The following is a 19,822-nucleotide window of genomic DNA, read 5'->3' as shown; positions in this document are numbered from 1 at the left end:
CCGCATGTTCAGCTCACGCGCAGCAGGCGTCGATGACCTCGCGCACCAGCGCGTCCGGTGCAGCACGCACGGCGGCCCGGCCCGGCCCGTCGATGACGACGAAACGGATCTCGCCCCCTTCCGACTTCTTGTCCAGCCGCATGAGTTCCAGGTAGCGGCCGGCGTTGTCGGCGGGATCGAGCACGGCGCCCCGCACGGGCAGGCCGGCACGCTCGACGAGGCGGCGCAGCCGTGCGATGAACGCTTCGTCCACCAGGCCCAGCCGGCGCGACAGTTCGGCAGCCATCACCATGCCCGCACCCACGCCTTCGCCGTGCAGCCACACGCCATAGCCCATGCCCGCCTCGATCGCGTGCCCGAAGGTATGGCCGAAATTCAGGATGGCGCGCAGGCCGGCCTCGCGCTCGTCCTGCCCCACCACCCAGGCCTTGATTTCGCAGCTGCGCCGCACGGCGTGGGCCAGGGCTGCGTGGTCGCCTGCGCGCAGGGCATCGATGTGGTCTTCGAGCCAGGCCAGGAATTCCATGTCCGCGATCGGGCCGTACTTGATGACCTCGGCCAGCCCCGCGCTCAGCTCCCGCGCAGGCAGCGTCGCCAGGGTGGCCAGATCGCACACCACCAGCTGCGGCTGGTAGAACGCTCCGATCATGTTCTTGCCCAGGGGGTGGTTGATGGCCGTCTTGCCACCCACCGAAGAATCCACCTGCGCGAGCAGGGTCGTGGGCACCTGCACGAAGGGCACGCCACGCATGTAGCTCGCGGCCGCGAAGCCGGTCATGTCGCCGACCACGCCGCCGCCCAGGGCGAAAAGCACCGTCTTGCGGTCGCAGCCGTGCGACAGCAGCGTGTCGAAAATGCGGTTCAGCGTCGGCCAGTCCTTGTGCTCCTCGCCGTCGGGCAGCACGGCCAGGACGACCTCGGCATAGTGCGCGGACAGGGCCGCGCGCAACGGCTCCGCGTAGAGCGGCGCCACGGTCTCGTTCGTCACGACCAGCGCGCAGGCGGCCCTGGGCAGCGCACCATAGGTCCGGGCATCGCCCAGCAGGCCCGCACCGATCTCGATGCCGTAGCTCCGGTCGCCCAGCGCGATCTCCACGCGGTGGGCATGCCCCTGCGGCGCAGGCGATACCGAGGACGGGTCCATGCGGTCCAGCGCGGCGACGCCGGCATGGGAGGACGGGAGGGGCCGGTCGGTATCTCGAACGGGAAATGCATCGGCTGTCATGCCGTGGAGTCTATCGGCTTCCGTCCACGGGGAAAGGAGCGGGGAGATGGCGTGCCGCAGGTCTCGCTGCCATGCGGACGATCCCGGCGGCGTCGCCGGTCCCTGCTGGAATGCGCCTGCCCGCTTTGGCGGCTGGCTTCAGGCCCTCACGGGGTTGGCAGGTGGATGCCTGCCAGTTCCAGCTGCATGGCGATGCTCTGGACCAGGGCCGCCACGTTCTTGCCACGCTCCGGCGCAATGACGAAGTGGGCCGCGTCCCGGTAGAGCGGATCCCGCTCGCGCTGCAGTTCGCGGAGCCGGTCCAGCGGCGAATCCACCTGCAGCAGGGGCCGGGTCTGGTCGTGTCGGATGTGCCGGAAGATTTCTTCCGGCGAAGCGTTCAGGTAGACGACGGTGCCCCGATCGCGCAGGCGCGCGCGGTTCCCGGCCCGCATCACGACCCCGCCGCCCGTGGCCAGCACCCGGGGCCGGACCTCCGGGCGGGTCAGGTCGTGGATGACCTCCTCCTCCAGGTCGCGGAAGGCGGTCTCGCCCTCCCTATCGAAAAAACCACGGATCGAGCCGCCGATGCGCTGCTCGATCACGTGGTCCGAATCGATGAAGGGCAGACCCAGCCGCCGGGCGAGATGCCGCCCGACGGTGGATTTCCCCGAGCCTGGAAGCCCGATGAGGTGGATGCTCAGTTGGGGTCCGTGCAATTGTTGATGGAGCCGAAAGGACTGACCTGGGAGGCAGGAGGCACCTGCGCGTTCGTCATGTCCGAAGACGGTGCCCCCGTGAAGAAGCTGAAGAACGTGCTGGATTCCGTGCCCGCAACGATGGCCCTGGCAGCCAGCTCGATCTGGAGCCAGTTGGCATATTGCTGGCCAAAGGTCAGCGTGAAGGTGGCGCTGCCGGTGGCATCCGTGGTCACGGAAGCCGGTGCGATGGCGGCCGGCAACCCCGGGCTCAGGCGGCCGTTGCCGTCACGGTCCTCGCCTGGATCCAGGATGCCGTTGCGGTTGGTGTCTTCATTGAGGCAGAAGGCCGGGGGATTATCCCTGTAGGCCCAGACGCTGTTGGTCTTGTCGAAGAGCAGGATCCCCTTGCCGTACAGCGGCGCCCAGTACGACAGCGCCACATTCTGGTTGGCCACCGGCGCGCCGGTGGCATCCGTGACCTGCACGGAGAACGTATTGCGGTACGTGGTCGTCAGCTTTTCAATTTGATTGTTGGCCGCGATGGAAATGAAGAGCGCCTGGCTGCTCACCGTCAGTGACGACACGGCACTGATGCTGGTGTTGGCCACGTTGGCGCGGATCTGCACGCCATTGGCCGCGGTCGAGGTGGCGCCGGCCACGAACACGTCGGTCGCCAGCCCGTTGGCATCGGTCACTGCCGTGCCCGTCTTGATGGCACCGCCGCTCAGGTCCTGCACCACGGTGAAGAACACGGTCTTGCCCTTCACGGCATTGCCGGCGGCGTCGCGCACGGTGGCGCGCAGCTGCACCTGGCTGGCGCTGCTGCCGGCCGGGTTGGGTGCCAGGGCCGCCGAAGAGGTCTGCAGCACCAGCGTCGCCGGCGTGGAAGCCACGAAGTTCAGCGGCAGGGTCGTGATGGCGTTGTCGTCCACGCGGGCGCTCACCGTGGCAACGCCCACCGACGGAGACGTCACCTGCACCGTGGCCGAGCCCGTCGCATCGGTGACCACCTGGGTGGGCGTCACGGTGCCGCGCGTCGTGCCGAACGAAACGGTCTTGCCCGCCACGCCGGCATTGCCCGACAGGTAGCGCACCGTGACCGTGCTCGTGCTGTTGATCTCCACCTCCGTGTTGGCGGCGGGGGCCGTGAAGGCGAAATTCACGCTGCTGACATTGATGGTGAGCGCCTGCGACGCGCCTGCGCCCTGGATGGTCAGCGTGTCCGTGCCGCTGCGGGTCGCCGCATAGGTCAGCGTCACCGAGCCATTCGCATCCGTGGCGGCGCTGCTGGCGGTGACGGCATTGCCCAGAGACGAAGACGCGGTCACCGCAGTGCCGGCAATGGCGGCCCCGCCGCTGTCGCGCAGCGACACGGCGAAGTTGGCGGAGGCACCCGTCAGCATGGACGTGGCACCCGAAGCCGTCAGCGTGGTGCCCGAGACCGGGATGGTGGCCTTCTGCGTGATGGAGCCCGACGCTACCGTCACCACGATGTCGCGGTTGGAACGGTCCGTGCCGGCGGTGAGGATGGCCGTGGCGCGCCCGTCCGTACCGGTGGTGGCCGCGACGCTGGCCAGCGTGCCGCTGCTCGCGCTGAAGGTCACCGGCTTGGACGCAATGGCGTTGTTGGAAGCATCCTTCAGCACGGCCGTCACCGTGACGCCCGTGGTGTCGGCAGATGCGAGCGTCGTCGCGGAGGTCAGGACCTCGATGGACGCGACGTTCGGCGTCGTGGTGCCGCCGCCGCTTCCGCCGCCGCTGCTGCCACCGCTCCCACCACCTCCTCCACACGCTGCAAGCGTGGCAGCCAGCGTCACCGCGATAGCTCTCATCAATGCTTTCATTCGTTCACCTTCGTTTGCTTTTAACGGACCGGACCTTTGTCCGAAATCACCTTCGGCGTGATGAACACCAGCATCTCGCGCTTGGTGGACTCACGGGTCCTGTTTTTGAAGAGGTTGCCGACGACCGGCACGTCTCCCAGCAGGGGGATCTTGTTCTCCTGGTTGGTTTCCTCCAACCGGAAGATCCCGCCGATCACCACGGTGCCGCCGTTCTCCACCAGAACCTGCGTCTTGACGTGGTTCGTGTCGATGGCGACACCCTGCGTGGTCGTCTCTCCCTTGCTGTCCTTGTTCACATCCAGGTCGAGGATGATGTTGCCTTCGGGCGTGATCTGGGGTGTGACCTCCAGCTTCAGCACCGCCTTCTTGAAGGCGATGGTGGTCGCGCCGTTCGGGGCCGTCACCGAGTACGGGTATTCGGTACCCTGCTCGATGAGGGCCTTGGTCTGGTCCGCCGTGATGAGGCGGGGACTCGACACCACCTTGCCCTGGCCATCGGCCTCCATGGCGGACAGCTCCAGGGTCAGGAAACGGTTCGCGGCGGAATTGAAGAGCGTCAGTGCGAAGTTGCCGAAGCTGGCACCCGACGAGAGCGCGGCCGGCAGGTTCACGAAGGTGGAGCCGGCGGCATCCGAACCCGTCGCCACCGTTCCGCCTCCACCGCTCGATGCGACGGCGTTGTTGTAGCTGGTGCCGATCGCGAGGCGGTTGTTGCCGCCCACGCTGTAGCCGCCGTCGCCCCCGCGGTTGGCCCGCAGGTCGGCGCCGCCCAGGCGCACGCCCAGGGAGCGGCCGAAGGTGTCCCGCGCCTCGACGATGCGCGCCTCGATCATCACCTGGCGCACGGCCACGTCCAGCGTGCTCAGCAACTGGCGCACTTCCTCCAGCTTCGCAGCCGTATCGGTGACGAAGAGCTGGTTGGTGCGGGGCTCGGCGATCGCGCTGCCGCGCTCGGACAGGAAGCGCGTGGACATGCCCGTGGAGCCGGTGCTGTTGTTGGCCAGCTGGGCCAGCATGTCCGCCGCCTTGGCGTAGTTGAGCTGGAAGGCCTGCGTGCGCAGCGGTTCGAGCTTCTGGATGGCCAGCGCCGCTTCATAGTCCTTCTTCGTACGGGCGTCGATCTCGTCCTTGGGGGCGATCCAGAGCACGGTGCCGGACTTGCGCATGCCCAGGCCCTTGGCATCCATGATGATCTGCAGCGCCTGGTCCCAGGGGACGTCCTTGAGCCGGAGCGTGAGGGCGCCGGTCACGGTGTCGGAAGTGACGATGTTGAAGTTGGTGAAATCGGCGATCACCTGCAGCAGCGAGCGCACTTCGATGTTCTGGAAGTTGAGCGACAGCTTCTCGCCGCTGAAGCCCGGCCCCTGGCTCAGCTTGTTCAGATCGACCTTCTTCTGCCGCACCTCGACCACGAACTGGTTGTCGCTCTGGTAGGCACTGTGCTCCCATTCCCCGATGGGCTCGATCGTCATGCGCACGCGCTCGCCCTGGGTGGTGGTGGTCACGGTGCGCACGGGCGTGCCGAAGTCCGTGACGTCGAGGCGCCTGCGCAGGCCCTCGGGCAGCGAGGATTTGAGGAATTCCACCACGAGGTTGTTGCCCTGCTTTCGCAGGTCCACACCCACCTGGTTGTTGGCCAGGCCGACGATGACCCGGCCGGCCCCGTCCGTGCCGCGGCGGAAATCCACGTCGCGCAGCGCAAGCACATCGGTGTTGCGGTTTTCGGCGAACACCGCGGGGGTGGCCGCACTGGCCACGGCCCCGCCGGACACGGGCTCCAGCGACACCATGAGCGCGGAGCCCTGCACTTCCGCCTTGTACGACGTGGGTTGCTTCAGGTTGAGGACCACCCGCGAACGGTCACCCGCCTGGACGATGTTCACCGACTTGAGGTTGCCCTGGTTCACCTCGACCAGCGACTTGCCGGTTCCGTTGGTGGTGTTGGGAAAGTCCAGCGCGATACGGGCCGGCGCCTGTATCGCGAAGCCCGAAGGCACGGCACCGAGCGGCTGCGACAGCTCGATGCGGACCATTTCCGTGCCACTCTGCATCACGCCCTTGACCGACTCGATTGCAGCCTGCGCATGGGCCCAGGTGCTGCAGAACGTGGCTGCGGCAGCCAGCAAGGCCGCCCGGCAGCGAAAACCAAACCATTTCGTTCGAATCATTTCTTCCCCTCTTGGAGATCCAGCGTCGCAGGACGCTCTATCCAGTCACCCGTGGCGTCCTGGACTATTTCACGCAGCTGAATGGCCGTCTCGGTGATCCGGGTGATCTTCCCGTAGTTCTGCCCCAGGTAATTGCCCACGCGCACCTGGTAGATCAGGTTGTCCACCTTCAGGAGGGCGGTGGGAACACCGCCCTTGTCGAGGCTGCCGACCATGGCCATGGCGTCCAGCGGATAGGCCTCCAGAGGTTCCTTGCGGCGGGCCATCTCGGGCGCGATCAGCGTCGCGTTGGAAGCCACCTGGGCGGAGTCGCGGCGCAGCGCCTGCGTCAGCTTGGCCTGGTTGAACGGATCGGCCGCGCCGTCGACGACATAGTTCTCGGGCTGGAATCGCTTGGGCTCGCTCAGGGGCGTGACGTGCGGACGCGTCGTGGCGCGCAGCTGCGTCATCCACTCGCGCAGCTCGTCTTCGTTGGAGGAGCCGCAGCCCTGCAACGCTGCCACCGCGAGCGCGGCCATCGCATACGGAAGATGCCGCTTCATTTCTTGCCTCCGGCAGCCTTGCGCTGGGCCTGGATCTCATCGGGATCCAGGTAGCGGAACGTGCGCGCCGTGGCCTCCATGGACAGCGTGCCGGCCGGCGCGTCCTTCGCGTTCGCGGGCGACAGCACGATGTTGTTCAGCGTGACGATGCGGGAAAGATTGGCGATGTCCGCCGCGAAGGCGCCGATGTCGTGGTACTTGCCCGTGACCCTGATGGCGATGGGCAGCTCCGCGTAATAGTCGCGCACCACCACCTGTCCCGGACGGAACAGTTCGAACTGCAGGCTGCGGCCCAGGCCGGCCTGGTTGATGTCCGACAGCAGCGCGGCCATCTCTGCCTTGCTCGGCAGCTGCTTTTCCAGCTGTATCACGTATTGCTGCACCTGCTCGCGCTGCTTCTTCAGGGCGTCCAGGCTCACGGCCTTGACGAGCTTGCGCTGATAGTCCTCCCGCAGGCTGACCTCCTTCGCACGCTCGGCTTCGAGCTCGTCCTGGTATTCGTTGATCTTGAAGAACCAGAGCAGCGCAGCCACGGCCACGGCGATGAACACGCACAGCAGCAGCCGCGGCAGGGCCGGCCAGAGGGAGGGATCCTTCGGATCCAGGTTCCTGAATTGCCGCTGCAGGTTGTCCTGCAGCGCGCCGAAATCCACGGATGCTTTTTTTCTTGTCGCCATGCTCATCCCCCCGCCGCGCGCGGCGCGCTCGCGCCGTCCATGGCCTTCTGCGCCTCGCTGGTCCGCATGAGCCGGAAACGCACGTTGAACGAAGCCACCCGGCGCTGGTCCCTGGGGGTCAGCGCCACATTCGCGGCCACGATCTCCACCAGTTCGGGCTTGGAGAACCACGGGGTGTTGTCCGCCAGGTTGCGCAGCATTTCCGAGACCCGCTCGTTCGACTGCGCCATGCCCTGCATGGTGATGACCTGGTCTGCCTGCTTCAGGCTCGTGATGTAGACGCCGTCAGGCAGCTGCCGCACCAGTTCCGAGAGCAGGTGGACGGGCAGGTTGCGGTCGGACTGGAGGTCCTCCACGGCCTTCTGGCGCGCGCGCAGGGCGGCGATCTCTTCCTCGATCGTGGCGATCTCCTTGATCTGGCCCTCCAGGACCTGGATCTCGGACTGCAGGAACGCGTTGCGTCCCTGCTGCTCGCCGATCATCATCTGGAACCACCAGTAGACGATGGCGGCGATCGCGAGGCCCGCCAGGAACGACGCGAACATCGCCACCTGGAAAGCTTCCTTGCGGCGCTTCCGGGCTGCCTCGCGGTGGGGCAGCAGGTTGATGAGAATCACTGGAGGAACCTCCGCATGGCGAGCCCGCACGAAGTCAGGTAGGAAGGCGCCTCGCGCACCATCTTCTTGAGACGGACGGAACTTCCGATCTCCATGCCCTCAAAGGGATTGATGGCCGTGCAGGCACAGCCCGAGTGCTGCGTGACGGCTTCCGTCAGGCCGGGCAGCGGCGCGGAGCCGCCGGCCAGCATGATGTGATCCACCCGGTTGTAAGGGGTACTGGTGAAGAAGAACTGCAATGCACGGCCGATTTCCTGAGCCATGCTGTCCACGAACGGGCGGAGGACGGCCGAGGAATAGTCCTCCGGCAGGTCGCCGCTGCGCTTCTTGCTCTCCGCTTCCTCGGCGGAAAAACCGTATTGCCGCACGATGAGCTGGGTCAGTTGCGCGCCGCCGAAGGCCTGGTCCCTGTCGTAGAGGACTTCCTCGTTGCGTATGACCTGCATGCTCGTCGTGAGGGCCCCCACCTCGAACAGCGCCACCAGCGCATCCCTGCCCTGCTGCGGCAGGGCCTCGATGAGCCGGCCCGCGGCAAGGCGTGACGCATGGGATTCGATGTCCACGATGACCGGCTTGAGCCCCGCGGCCTCGGCCAGCCCCTGCCGGTCCTGCACCTTCTCGCGCCGCGAGGCCGCGATCAGCACGTCCACGTCGCCGGGCGCGCTCTTGTTGGGGCCGATGACGCAGAAATCGAGGCTCACCTCGTCCAGGGAGAACGGGATGTACTGGTTGGCCTCGGACTCGACCTGGACCTCGAGTTCCTGCTCCGTCATGCCCCCCGGCAGGGTGATGCGCTTGGTGATGACGGCCGAAGGCGGCAGCGCGAGCGCCACGTTCCGGGTGCGCGTGCCGCTCTTTTTCACCAGCCGGCGCAGGGCCTCGGCGACCTCGTCGAATTTTTCGATGTTGCCGTCGCTGATCCAGCCCCGCTCCAGCGGCTCGATCGCGCAACGTTCCAGTACCAGCCCCCCTGCCTTGTCGCGCCCGAGCTCGACCAGCTTGACGCTGGAGGAGCTGATGTCGATGCCCAGCAGCGGCGCAGCCTGGCGACTGAACAAAGATCCCAAAGAGATCAAGATTGGCCCCCTGTAACTCGCCTTATTGACGCAACAAAACTTAACACTTCACATGAATGCTAGCAGTAAGGTTGCGGAGCGGCAAAGCGTTTCCCGCCGCCGAAGCCGGCGTTACGTTGTCAAAAGCAGACGGTTTTCAGGCCGTTGCGGGGCGTTAAATGCATGCGGCCGCAAGCACGGCAGCGCCGGACGCGGCGCCGGCGGCCGGTCCTGAAAAAACCTTGATGCAACGCCCGTTTTTTTATAATGCCCGGTTGATTTGCACTGGACAGATATGCCGCCTCCCCCCACCGACAAGACTGCTCGCGAGAGCGCTCCCGCCCGTCCCACGTGGCTCCGCTGGCTGCTCAGGAGCCTGGCCTGGCTCTTGGGGATCGCGGCTGCGGGCGCTCTGGGCCTGGCTCTGCTGATCGCCGTGGCGCTGGCGGTGGCCTACCCCAACCTGCCGGACATCTCCGACCTCGCCGACTACCGGCCCAAGCTGCCGCTGCGCGTCTATTCCGCGGAAGGGGCTCTGCTCGGCGAATTCGGCGAAGAGCGCCGGAACCTGACGCCCATCCAGGACATCCCCAAGGTCATGACCAATGCGGTGCTGGCCATCGAGGACGCCCGCTTCTTCCAGCACGGCGGCGTGGACTACAAGGGCATGGTGCGCGCGGGCCTGGCCAACCTGGGACGGGTGAAGAGCCAGGGCGCCTCCACCATCACCATGCAGGTGGCGCGCAATGTTTATCTCTCATCCGAAAAAACAATCACACGCAAAATTTACGAAATATTACTAACATTCAAACTCGAGCATCTGCTGACAAAAAACCAGATTCTGGAGATTTACATGAACCAGATTTATCTGGGTAACCGGGCATACGGTTTCGCTGCGGCATCCGAAGCGTATTTCGGAAAACCGCTGAAATCCATCAGCATTGCCGAGGCAGCGATGCTGGCTGGCCTGCCCAAGGCGCCTTCCGCATACAACCCCATCAGCAATCCCAAGCGCGCGCGCATACGCCAGCTCTACATCATTGATCGCATGGTGGAGAACGGCTTCATCACCGCCGAGGAAGGCGCGGCCGCCAAGCAGGAAGACCTGAAGATCCGCCCCGGCGGCCCGGACAATACCCGCATCCATGCCGAATACGTGGCCGAGATGGCACGCCAGCTCATCTTCGCGCAATATGGCAGCGAGGCCTATACGCGCGGCCTGAATGTCTATACCACCCTGACGGCGGGCGACCAGGAAGCGGCCTACCAGGCGCTGCGCAAGGGCATCATGGACTATGAGCGCCGCCAGCATTACCGCGGGCCGGAGAAATTCGTCGCCCTGCCCACCGATGCCCAGGAGGCAGAGGACGTCATCGACGACACGCTCGCGAGCCATCCCGACAATGGCGACGTGCTGTCTGCCGTGGTGCTGGAGGCATCCCCGAAGAAGATCGTGGCGGCGCGCGCGAATGGCGAGCCGATCGAGATCACGGGCGACGGGCTCAAGCCCGCGCAGTCGGGGCTCAGCGACAAGGCACCACCCAATATCCGCATCCGCCGCGGCGCGGTGATCCGCATCATCCAGACGCCGAAGAAGACCTGGGACATCACGCAGCTGCCCGAGGTCGAGGGTGCCTTCGTCGCCGTCGATCCCCGCAACGGCGCGATCAAGGCGCTCGTGGGAGGCTTCGACTTCGACAAGAACAAGTTCAACCACGTCACCCAGGCATGGCGGCAGCCGGGCTCGAGCTTCAAGCCCTTCATCTATTCGGCCGCGCTCGAGAAGGGATTCACGCCCGCGACGGTGGTGAACGACGCCCCGCTGTTCTTCAGCGCCGGCACCACGGGCGGCCAGCCCTGGGAGCCCAAGAACTACGACGGCAAGTACGACGGCCCCATGACGCTGCGCACCGCGCTGGCCAAGTCCAAGAACGTCGTGTCCATCCGCATCCTCCAGGCCGTCGGCCCGAAGACCGGGCAGGACTGGATCACGCGATTCGGCTTCGATGCGGACAAGCACCCTGCCTACCTGACGATGGCGCTGGGCGCCGGCTCCGTGACGCCCATGCAGATGGTGTCCGCCTATTCGGTGTTCGCCAATGGCGGCTACCGCGTGAACCCCTACCTCATCACCCGGGTGACAGACCACAAGGGACGCATACTGTCCAACTTCGAGCCCCCGGCGACCTCGGACAACCCGCGCGCCATCGAGGCACGCAACGCGTTCGTGATGGACAGCCTGCTGCAGGAAGTGACGCGCTCGGGCACGGCCGCCCGTGCCCAGGCGACGCTCAAGCGGCCGGATATCTACGGCAAGACCGGCACCACCAACGATGCCATGGATGCGTGGTTCGCGGGCTTCCAGCCCACGATCGCGGCAGTCACCTGGATCGGCTACGACACCCCGCGCAACCTCGGCAGCCGCGAAACCGGCGGCGGCCTGAGCCTGCCGGTCTGGATCAGCTTCATGGAGCGCGCCCTGAAGGGAGTGCCCGTGGCCGAGCCGACCGTGCCGCCCGGCGTCGTGAACGTCGGTGGCGAGTGGTTCTACGAGGAGTTCGCCCGCAACGCCGGCGTGGCGAGCGTGGGCATGGAAGACCACCCCGCCGCCGCGGTGCCCGGCGCGCCGCCGCAGGCGCAACCTCCCGCGGAGGAGCGCAACCGCATCCTGGACCTGTTCAGGAACTGACTCCCCCTCGCGCGCAGCGGCGACGGAGGCACCCCGGCTTCGGCCGCGGTGCCTTTTTTCCTGGAGGAACTTCCTGGGAAAACTGCCCGGCGCTCAGGCCGCGGAGAACGCCAGCGGCATGCCCGCCTGCCGGGACGCGTCCCGGCTCAGTGCAGCGAAGAACTCGCCGGCACCCTTGGTGTCCTGCCAGGTGCCATCCTCGAACCGGTAGTGGTAGCCGCCCGACTGCGCAGCCATCCAGATTTCGTGCAGCGGCTTTTGCAGGTTGATGACGATCTGGCTGCGGTTGGGGAAGGTGATGGTCACCATGCCGCCCGAGCGCTGGGCGTCCAGGTCGGCGTCGGTCGCATCGTTGATGCGGTCGCAGCCCTGCTCCACCGCCAGCAGCAGTTTCTCGGCATGGTCCAGGAATTCGGGATCGGTCATTACTTCTACAATTTGCGGATGTTGAGAGCTTCCCAAATTCTAGTCAGCATGTCCGTCCTTGCTGCCGGTACGGTTGCCGCGCTGACGGGCTGCGGGCAGCGCGGCCCGCTCTACCTGCCGGGCGACGCCGCGGCCAGCCAGCGCGCCACGCTGCCGCAGACGCTCGATCCCATGCGTGACGCACCGACGCCCTCGCCGATCCCGGTGCCGTCACTGGCGCCCGCGGAGCCGGCGATGCCGGCCTCGTCGCCGTCCACTCCGTCGTCCGCGGCATCGCCTGCGTCCTCCTCCCCCGCCTCCGCCACCACCCCATGACGCTGACCGCACTGCCCGGGCACCCCCACATCGCCTACCAGGGCGACGACCTCTTCATCGAATCCGTGCGTGCCGCCGATCTGGCGCAGGCGCACGGCACGCCGCTCTACGTCTATTCCAAGGCGTCCATGCTGTCCGCGCTCGAGGCCTACCAGCGGGGCTTCGCGGGCCGCAAGGTGCAGATCTGCTATGCCATGAAGGCCAACTCCTCCCTGGCCGTACTGCAGCTGTTCGCGCGGGCAGGCTGCGGTTTCGACATCGTTTCCGCTGGCGAACTCCGGCGCGTGCTGGCGGCGGGGGGCGAGGCCCGCAAGGTGATCTTCTCCGGCGTCGGCAAGACGCGCCAGGAGATGCGCGAGGCCCTCGAAGCCGGCATCGGCTGCTTCAACGTGGAGAGCGAGCCCGAGCTCGAGGTGCTGAGCGAGGTCGCAGTGGCCTGCGGCCGGCGCGCACCGGTGAGCATCCGCGTGAATCCCAACGTGGATCCGAAGACCCATCCCTACATCTCGACGGGACTCAAGGGCAACAAGTTCGGGGTGGCCCACGAGCGCACGGTGGCGACCTACCAGCGCGCCGCGGCCCTGCCGGGCCTGCAGGTGGCGGGCATCGACTGCCACATCGGCTCGCAGATCACCGAGGCCACGCCCTACCTCGACGCCGTGGACCGCATGCTCGATCTGGTCGCGCAGATCGAGTTGGCCGGCATTCCCATCCACCACATCGACTTCGGCGGCGGCCTGGGCATCGACTACAACGGCGACACGCCGCCCGCGGCGGATGCGCTGTGGACGCAGTTGCTCGCGCGTCTGGACGCACGGGGCTACGGCGACCGGCAGTTCATGATCGAGCCAGGCCGCTCCCTCGTGGGCAATGCGGGCGTCTGCCTGACCGAGGTGCTCTATGTGAAGCCGGGCGAGCAGAAGAACTTCTGCATCGTCGATGCCGCGATGAACGACCTGCCCCGCCCCGCGATGTACCAGGCGTTCCATGGCATCGTGCCAGTGGCCGCGCCTGTTCCCAGCGCGGCGCCCGCCGTGTACGACGTGGTCGGCCCCGTGTGCGAGAGCGGCGACTGGATCGGCCGGGACCGCACGCTGGCCGTGCGCACCGGCGACCGGCTGGCCGTGCTGTCCGCAGGGGCGTATTGCAGTTCCATGGGCAGCAACTACAACACCCGCGCACGGCCCGCCGAAGTGCTGGTGGACGGCAGCTACGCCCACCTGGTCCGCGCGCGAGAGCCGCTGGAAGACACGTTCCGCCACGAGAAACTGCCCGGCTGACACACCACTTGATGCGCATCAAGTTCCCGGAGGGCCGATGTCCGTACAGTGACCGTTTCACGACAGATGGAACGCTATGGCATCGGAACCTCTGGAACTCTATCGAGACAGGCACCATGCCTGCCTGATGTTCTCCGACCTCATCGAGGAGGACGGGCAGGCGGTGCAGGCCAACCAGTTCCTCATCGTCGATGGGGACACCGGGGCGATCATCGACCCGGGCGGGAACCTGGCCTTCAATGAGCTGTTCATGGGCATGAGCAAGCACTTCGCCCCGCACAAGCTCTCCTACCTCATCGCATCCCATGCCGACCCGGACATCATCGCGTCGCTCGACCGGTGGATGACCAGCACCAAGGCCACGCTGGTGATCTCGCGCATCTGGGAACGGTTCGCGCCGCATTTCACCAAGGTGGGCAAGACCGAGAACCGCGTGATCGGCGTGCCCGATGCCGGCGGCCACCTGCCCCTGGGGCGGCACGAACTGGTACTGCTGCCCGCACATTTCATGCACTCCGAGGGCAACTTCCACTTCTACGACCCGGTGAGCAAGATCCTCTTCACGGGGGACCTGGGCGTATCGATGACCTCCGGGGCCGAGGCGCGCGAACCGGTCACCGACCTTCGCCCGCACATCCCGCGCATGGAAGGCTTCCATCGCCGCTACATGGTGTCCAACAAGATCCTGCGCCTGTGGACGCGAATGGCGCGCCAGCTCGACATCGCGATGCTGGTGCCACAGCACGGCGCGCCCATCATGGGCCGCGCGGCGATCGCCGACTTCTTCGACTGGATCGAGAACCTGCAGTGCGGCATCGACCTGTTCGACGACCGCGCCTACCAACTGCCCACTGCGCTCATCGACCCGGCCACCCGGCAGGTGCGGCCGGCACTGCAGGCCGTGCGGGCCTGACACGGCACCGCCCGCGGGAGGTCACGCTGCGGACGCGCGCGCACGGGCAGCGCGTGCACCCCACAACGCCCGCACCAACCGCCAGCCCAGCAGCGCGGCCAGGATGGCGGCATAGGCGGCCACCTCCCCGAAAAGGTTCTTGCCGGCCCGCATCCAGAAGAAATGCAGCAGCGCCAGGCCGGCCACGGCATACACCGTGCGGTGCAGCGCCTGCCAGCGCCGCCCCCCCAGCCAGCGGATGGCGCGGTGGAAGGAGGTGGCCGCCAGCACCAGCAGGACGAGGAAGGCCAGCATGCCCACGAGGATGAACGGCCGCTGGGCGGTGTCGCGCAGGATGCCGGGCACGTCCAGGCCCTGGTCGAGCCAGGCATAGGCCACGAGGTGCAGCAGTGCGTAGAAGAACGTGAACAGTCCCAGCATGCGCCGGTAGCGGGCGAGCGCCGGCAGCCCGGCGATGACGCGCAGCGGCGTCACGGCGAGCGCGATGCACAGGCCCCGGAGCGCCCAGTCGCCCGTGGACCGGATGATCACCTCCGCGGCATTGGCGCCCAGCCGGTCCGTTGCGGCACCGTAGAAAAGCCAGGCGAACGGCAACAGGCAGAGCACGAAGACGGCCGGCTTCGCGGCAGGATGCAGCAGCAGTTTGTTCATGGGAATGGCGGCCCGGGGGCCGGCGCGCAGGCCGCATGCCTGGCTCCGCCGGAACCCCGGTTGCGTCAGTAGAACTTCTTCAGGTCCATGCCCGCGTAGAGCTGGCCGACCTGGGCTTCGTAGCCGTTGAACATCAGCGTCTTGCGCTTCTTGGCGAACAGGCCGTCCTCACCGATGCGGCGTTCCGTCGCCTGGCTCCAGCGCGGATGGTCCACATTGGGATTCACGTTGGAGTAGAAGCCGTACTCCTGCTTCGCCGCCTTGTTCCAGGCCGTGCCGGGCTCCTTCTCGACGAAGCGGATCTTGACGAGGCTCTTGGCGCTCTTGAAACCGTACTTCCAGGGCACCACGAGGCGCACGGGCGCGCCGTTCTGGTTGGGCAGGACCTCGCCGTACATGCCGAAGGCGAGCAGGGTCAGGGGGTGCATTGCCTCGTCCATGCGCAGGCCCTCCGTGTAGGGCCAGTCGAGCACGGGCCGGTCCACGTAGGGCATGGTCTTCTTGTCGGCCAGAGTCACGAACTCGACGTACCTGGCGCTGCCCTGGGGCTCGACGCGCTTGATGAGTTCGGCCAGCGAATAGCCCACCCAGGGAATGACCATCGACCAGCCCTCGACGCAGCGCAGCCGGTAGATGCGCTCCTCCTGGGGGCTGAGCTTGAGCAGGTCCTCGAGGGCGAACTTGCCGGGCTTGTTGACGAGGCCCTCGACCTCGACGGTCCAGGGCGAGGTCTTCAGGGTGTGGGCGTTGCGGGCGGGATCGCTCTTGTCCACGCCGAATTCATAGAAGTTGTTGTAGGTGCTGGCGTCCTTGTAGTCGGTCAGCTTCTCGATGGTGGTGGCGCCTGCCACCTTGCTGGGAACCGACGGCAGGGCCGCCAGCTTGCCCGGGCGGGCGGTCTGGGCCAGGGCCTCGCGGCCGGTCCAGGTGGTCAGGGCGGCACCGGCGGCGCCCGCGGCCATCAGCTTCATGAGGTTGCGGCGGCACTCATAGACCGCGCGGGGGGTGATTTCGCTGCCGGCGGGGTGGAGAAAGCCGTCGTCGTGGTTGCGGATGAGCATGAATGGTCCTCGGTGGGGGGCGCACTGGGGGAAAGACCCCTGTTGTACGCGCCGAACCCTCCGAAGGATTCATCCCGCGTTACAACGTTCCATAGCTGTGCAGGCCCGACAGCCACATGTTGACGCCCAGGAACGCGAAGGTGGTGACCCCCAGGCCCACCAGCGCCCACCATGCCGACACCGTGCCGCGCAGCCCCTTCATCAGCCGCATGTGCAGCCAGGCCGCGTAGTTGAGCCAGACGATGAGCGCCCAGGTTTCCTTGGGGTCCCAGCTCCAGTAGCCGCCCCAGGCTTCGGCCGCCCAAAGCGCGCCCAGCACAGTGGCGATGGTGAAGAAGGCGAAGCCCACCGCGATGGCCTTGTACATCACGTCGTCGAGCACCTCGAAGGACGGCAGACGCTCGGCAATGCGCCGGCGGCCCAGCAGGATGCCGGCGACGATGAGCGCGGAGATGCCGAAATACACCATCCAGTAGCTGCCGCCGTTCTCCGCCGCGCCCTGGCGGAACACGATGGGCTCGAAGCACAGCACCACGCCGAGCATCCACAGCGGCGCGAGCCGCCACCAGCGCGTCTCGCCGGCCTGCTGCTTGATGAGGTAGGCGAAGGCCACCATGGCGGCGAGCGCGAAGGTGCCGTAGCCGATGAAGTTGGCGGGCACGTGCAGCTTCATCCACCAGCTCTTCAAGGCCGGCACCAGCGGCTGGATCTCGTGGGCCTCCCGCACGACGGTGTACCAGAGCAGGAAGCCCACGGCCGCGCTGACCACCAGCATGACGAAGCCGCCGAGCGCCCGCGTCGCGTACTGCTCCTCGTAATAGAGGTAGAACGCGGCCGTCATCCAGCAGAAGAGCACGAAGACCTCGTAGAGATTGCTCACGGGGATGTGGCCGATGTCCGGACCGATGAGGTAGCTCTCGTACCAGCGCACCATCGTGCCGATCAGTGCCATGGCGATCGCCACCCAGGCGATGCGTGAACCCAGCAGGTAGAGCGTGCCGCGCTCGCCGCGGGCGAACATGCCCAGCCAGTAGAAGACCGTGCTGATGAAGAACAGCATGCTCATCCAGAGGATGGCGGACTGGCTGGAGAGGAAGTACTTGAGCCCGAACACGGTGTCGGCCCGCGCGAGGCTGCCCGCGCCGTCCTGCTGGTAGAGGCCGATGGCCAGCAAAGCGAACGCCGCCACCGCCAGCATCAGCGTGCGCAGCGGCCGCCAGAACCAGCCCAGCCAGGTGGTGCAGGGGATGGCGCAGAGCAGGATGCCCTTCTCGTACACGTCCATGAAGGCACCGTAGCGCTGCAGGGCATAGAGGCCGCCTGCCGCCACGATGGCCGCGAACAGCCAGTCGAACCAGCTGCGGCGCGCGAAATAGCCTTCGCTCAGGGTGATGGTGGTGGTCGCCGTGTTCATGCGGTGATGCCTCCGTGGTGGGGCCGGGCCCCGATGAGTTTCTCGGTGAGCCGGGCGAATTCGCGGTCGCCGTCCAGGGTCTTGCGGTTGGTGGACAGGGCCATGGTGGCGTCGGCCCCCTCGCCGCTCCCGGCCGGCGCCAGCCACACCCACACGCGCCGCTCGCGCACGTAGAGCATCGCGAACACACCCAGGATCAGCAGCGCGCAGCCCAGGTACACCACGTTCTTGCCCGGAGCGCGCGCCACCTGGAACACGCTGGCCTGCACCTGCTTGAAATCCGCCAGTTCGAACGCCATCGGCGCTGGATAGGCCTGGGCATCGCTGAGCGACAGCACGGCCTGCGTCATGAAGGCGCGGGTGGCCTCATCCTGCGGCAGGGGCGCGAGGCCCGCGCGCTCGCGCGTCAGCTGGGCGAGCTCGAACAGCGCTCCATTCAGGATGCGGATCAGCACCTCGCCGGCCCGCTCGCGCTCGGCGGGCGGCACGTTCGCCTCCATGAATTCCGAGATGGCCTGCAGCCCTCCGCGCGGGGGCTGGCCCGCGGCGGACTTGCCGGGCTCCGCCGCGCCGGCGAAGATCGACAGTGCGCGCAGCGTGGACTGGGCCAGTTGACCGGCCAGCTCGGGACGGGAACCGTCCACCGCATGGGCCACGTAGCGCCGCACCGCCTGCTCGCGGAGTGCGGGGTCGGCCAGTGCCATGCGCATGCGCAGGAAGCCGTCCATGCGGCCCTGGTCATCGACCGGCACGCGCAGGAACCGAAAGGGATCGGCCGGGGTCTCCCGCACGCCCAGCAGGAACACCGGCTGGCCGTCGCCGGTGTCCACCGGCAGCATGTAGTTGTGGAATTCGCGCGCCTGGCCCGCGGCGTCGCGCAGCTTGTAGGTGACGCTCGGGCCCACGTTGCGCAACTCCTTGGGCGTGGACGTCTTGTTGCCCGCCCCGAGGCGCGATTCGATGGAATGCCGCAGGTCCACCTTGCGCACGTCCGCACCGGAGCCACCGGCCCCGGCGCCGAAGTTCTCGACGTTGATGGTGCGCAGCCCCGTGAACTCCAGCGTGAGGGCCTGCGCGGCATCCGTGCCCTGCTCCCCCGTGCCCGCGCGCTCGATGCGCGTGGAGCCGCCCACGGTTCCATCCACCTCGAACGGCCGTACGCCCGGGGCCATGGGCACGGCCCGCAGCTTGAGCAGTGAGCCGCCATCATCGAAGCTCGACTGGTAGATCTCGATGCCCCGGTAGCTGGCGGGATGGTTCACTTCCACGCGGGCGGGCACGGATTCGCCCGTGGCACGGTCATGGATGACGATCTCGCTCGCGAACAGCTTGGGCATGCCCGTGGAGTAGTGCTCCACGATGAATTTCTTCAGCTCGATGGAAAACGGCAGCTCCTGGAGCAGCACGCCGTCGGACTGGTTCAGGATCGCCGTGCCGGACTGGGTGCCTTCGGCCACGAACAGATTGCCCCGGAAGGTGGGATTGCGCTCGGAGAGCCGGTGTTCCGCCCCCACCTCGGAAACCATCCCCCCACCGGTGTACGGCGTCTTGCCCCCCAGCCACATCTGGGCGCGCACGATCAGGTCTCCGTCCAGCAGCCCACCCAGGCAGATAAGCACGATGGCGCTGTGCGCGGCGATATAGCCGATCTTGTTGGCGGCCCCGGCCTTGGCGGCCACCATCCATCCCGTGCCCGGCCCGGCGGCGGTGTCGCGCTGCTGCAGGCGAACCTTCCAGCCGCCACCGGCCAGCAGCCCCCCGATACGCCGCGCCGCGGCCTCCGGCGTCTCGGCGCCGAGCGCCGCGTGCGCACGGTGGCGGAAGGCCTCCAGGCTCTGCTCCCGGATGTTTTCCTTGTAGCTGCGCAGGTCGGCGAGGTAGCGCGGCCCGTTGCGGGCGATGCACAGGGAGGTGCTGGTCACCAGGAAGGCGAGGATCAGCAGGAACCACCAGGCGCTGTAAACGGCGTTCAGCCGCAGCGCCAGGAACAGCTCGGCCCAGAAGGGTCCGAACTGGTTCACGTAGTTCGCCGCGGGCTCGTGCTGCTTGAGCACGGTGCCGATCACCGAGGCGATGCAGATCACCGTGAGCAGCGAGATCGCGAAACGCATGGACGACAGCAGCTCGACCAGGGCCCGCGCGGGCGCGGTGCGGGACGGATGCGGATGGCCGTGGACGGTGTCGGACATGGAAACGGACAGGCGAAAAAGCGTGCGGCGAGCGGGGTCGGCTGGAAGCGGCGGGACCCTGAAAACAAAAAAGGCG

General features: G+C 67.0%; 17 protein-coding genes. 4 read left to right on the top strand and 13 right to left on the bottom strand.

The annotated features are described in order from the left end of the window. Positions 1–13: 13 nt before the first annotated feature. From aroB to BLR05_RS15815, 8 genes are all read right to left on the bottom strand, one after another. Complete coding sequence (gene aroB / locus BLR05_RS15850; RefSeq protein ID WP_167361278.1) at positions 14–1,144, bottom strand: 3-dehydroquinate synthase; 1,131 nt, start codon at positions 1,142–1,144, stop codon at positions 14–16. A gap of 227 nt (positions 1,145–1,371) precedes the next feature. Further along, complete coding sequence (locus tag BLR05_RS15845; protein WP_092835901.1) at positions 1,372–1,923, bottom strand: shikimate kinase; 552 nt, start codon at positions 1,921–1,923, stop codon at positions 1,372–1,374. Beyond that, positions 1,905–3,737, bottom strand: a complete 1,833-nt coding sequence (locus BLR05_RS15840) for an Ig-like domain-containing protein (RefSeq protein ID WP_225979123.1) — start codon at positions 3,735–3,737, stop codon at positions 1,905–1,907. Before BLR05_RS15840 ends, BLR05_RS15845 begins: the two co-directional genes overlap by 19 nt. A 32-nt stretch (positions 3,738–3,769) precedes the next feature. Next, entirely contained in the window at positions 3,770–5,917 is a 2,148-nt protein-coding gene (locus BLR05_RS15835) for a type IV pilus secretin PilQ (protein WP_092835896.1), read from the bottom strand. Then, the gene (locus BLR05_RS15830; protein WP_092835894.1) at positions 5,914–6,459 is read right to left on the bottom strand and encodes a pilus assembly protein PilP; all 546 of its coding nucleotides are present in this window, start codon (positions 6,457–6,459) and stop codon (positions 5,914–5,916) included. The genes BLR05_RS15835 and BLR05_RS15830 overlap by 4 nt, the downstream gene beginning before the upstream one ends. After that, a complete protein-coding gene (locus BLR05_RS15825) occupies positions 6,456–7,136 on the bottom strand; it encodes a type IV pilus inner membrane component PilO (RefSeq protein WP_192883867.1) in 681 nt (226 codons plus the stop codon). The genes BLR05_RS15830 and BLR05_RS15825 overlap by 4 nt, the downstream gene beginning before the upstream one ends. Positions 7,137–7,138: 2 nt before the next feature. Beyond that, positions 7,139–7,753, bottom strand: coding sequence for a PilN domain-containing protein (locus BLR05_RS15820; protein ID WP_092835889.1), 615 nt, complete (start codon positions 7,751–7,753; stop codon positions 7,139–7,141). Further along, positions 7,750–8,829 carry a pilus assembly protein PilM gene (locus BLR05_RS15815; protein ID WP_092835887.1) on the bottom strand — a complete coding sequence of 360 codons (1,080 nt, stop codon included), beginning with the start codon at positions 8,827–8,829 and terminating at the stop codon, positions 7,750–7,752. Before BLR05_RS15815 ends, BLR05_RS15820 begins: the two co-directional genes overlap by 4 nt. Positions 8,830–9,103: 274 nt before the next feature. On the opposite strand from BLR05_RS15815, the gene BLR05_RS15810 reads away from it, so the two are divergent. Then, entirely contained in the window at positions 9,104–11,497 is a 2,394-nt protein-coding gene (locus tag BLR05_RS15810; RefSeq protein ID WP_092835885.1) for a penicillin-binding protein 1A, read from the top strand. Positions 11,498–11,590: 93 nt separating this feature from the next. On the opposite strand, the gene cyaY is transcribed toward BLR05_RS15810, so the two are convergent. Then, positions 11,591–11,923 carry an iron donor protein CyaY gene (gene cyaY, locus BLR05_RS15805; protein ID WP_092835883.1) on the bottom strand — a complete coding sequence of 111 codons (333 nt, stop codon included), beginning with the start codon at positions 11,921–11,923 and terminating at the stop codon, positions 11,591–11,593. A 48-nt stretch (positions 11,924–11,971) separates the two neighbouring features. On the opposite strand from cyaY, the gene lptM reads away from it, so the two are divergent. From lptM to BLR05_RS15790, 3 genes are all read left to right on the top strand, one after another. Beyond that, a complete protein-coding gene (lptM, locus tag BLR05_RS26795) occupies positions 11,972–12,238 on the top strand; it encodes an LPS translocon maturation chaperone LptM (RefSeq protein ID WP_377777333.1) in 267 nt (88 codons plus the stop codon). Next, positions 12,235–13,518, top strand: coding sequence for a diaminopimelate decarboxylase (gene lysA, locus BLR05_RS15795; RefSeq protein ID WP_092835879.1), 1,284 nt, complete (start codon positions 12,235–12,237; stop codon positions 13,516–13,518). Before lptM ends, lysA begins: the two co-directional genes overlap by 4 nt. 76 nt (positions 13,519–13,594) lie before the next feature. Then, positions 13,595–14,431 (top strand): oxygen-binding di-iron domain-containing protein, encoded by an 837-nt coding sequence (locus BLR05_RS15790; protein ID WP_092835877.1) that lies wholly within the window; start codon positions 13,595–13,597, stop codon positions 14,429–14,431. A gap of 21 nt (positions 14,432–14,452) precedes the next feature. Here the strand turns inward: BLR05_RS15790 and msrQ are convergent, their stop codons facing one another. The 4 genes from msrQ to BLR05_RS15770 all read right to left on the bottom strand — a co-directional run bounded on the left by msrQ (position 14,453) and on the right by BLR05_RS15770 (position 19,746). After that, a complete protein-coding gene (gene msrQ / locus BLR05_RS15785) occupies positions 14,453–15,082 on the bottom strand; it encodes a protein-methionine-sulfoxide reductase heme-binding subunit MsrQ (protein WP_092835875.1) in 630 nt (209 codons plus the stop codon). Positions 15,083–15,147: 65 nt separating this feature from the next. After that, entirely contained in the window at positions 15,148–16,143 is a 996-nt protein-coding gene (gene msrP, locus BLR05_RS15780) for a protein-methionine-sulfoxide reductase catalytic subunit MsrP (RefSeq protein WP_092835873.1), read from the bottom strand. A gap of 79 nt (positions 16,144–16,222) precedes the next feature. Continuing rightward, positions 16,223–17,557: a c-type cytochrome biogenesis protein CcsB gene (ccsB, locus tag BLR05_RS15775; protein ID WP_092835871.1), complete on the bottom strand. Its 1,335-nt coding sequence runs from the start codon at positions 17,555–17,557 to the stop codon at positions 16,223–16,225. Next, a complete protein-coding gene (locus BLR05_RS15770) occupies positions 17,554–19,746 on the bottom strand; it encodes a cytochrome c biogenesis protein ResB (protein ID WP_092835869.1) in 2,193 nt (730 codons plus the stop codon). Before BLR05_RS15770 ends, ccsB begins: the two co-directional genes overlap by 4 nt. Between the last annotated feature and the right edge of the window lie 76 nt (positions 19,747–19,822).

The organism is Paracidovorax cattleyae (genome assembly GCF_900104515.1).
GTDB lineage: Bacteria > Pseudomonadota > Gammaproteobacteria > Burkholderiales > Burkholderiaceae_C > Paracidovorax > Paracidovorax cattleyae.
The sequence above is the reverse complement of the archived record's forward strand: the minus strand, read 5'-3'. Positions and strand labels throughout refer to the sequence as shown.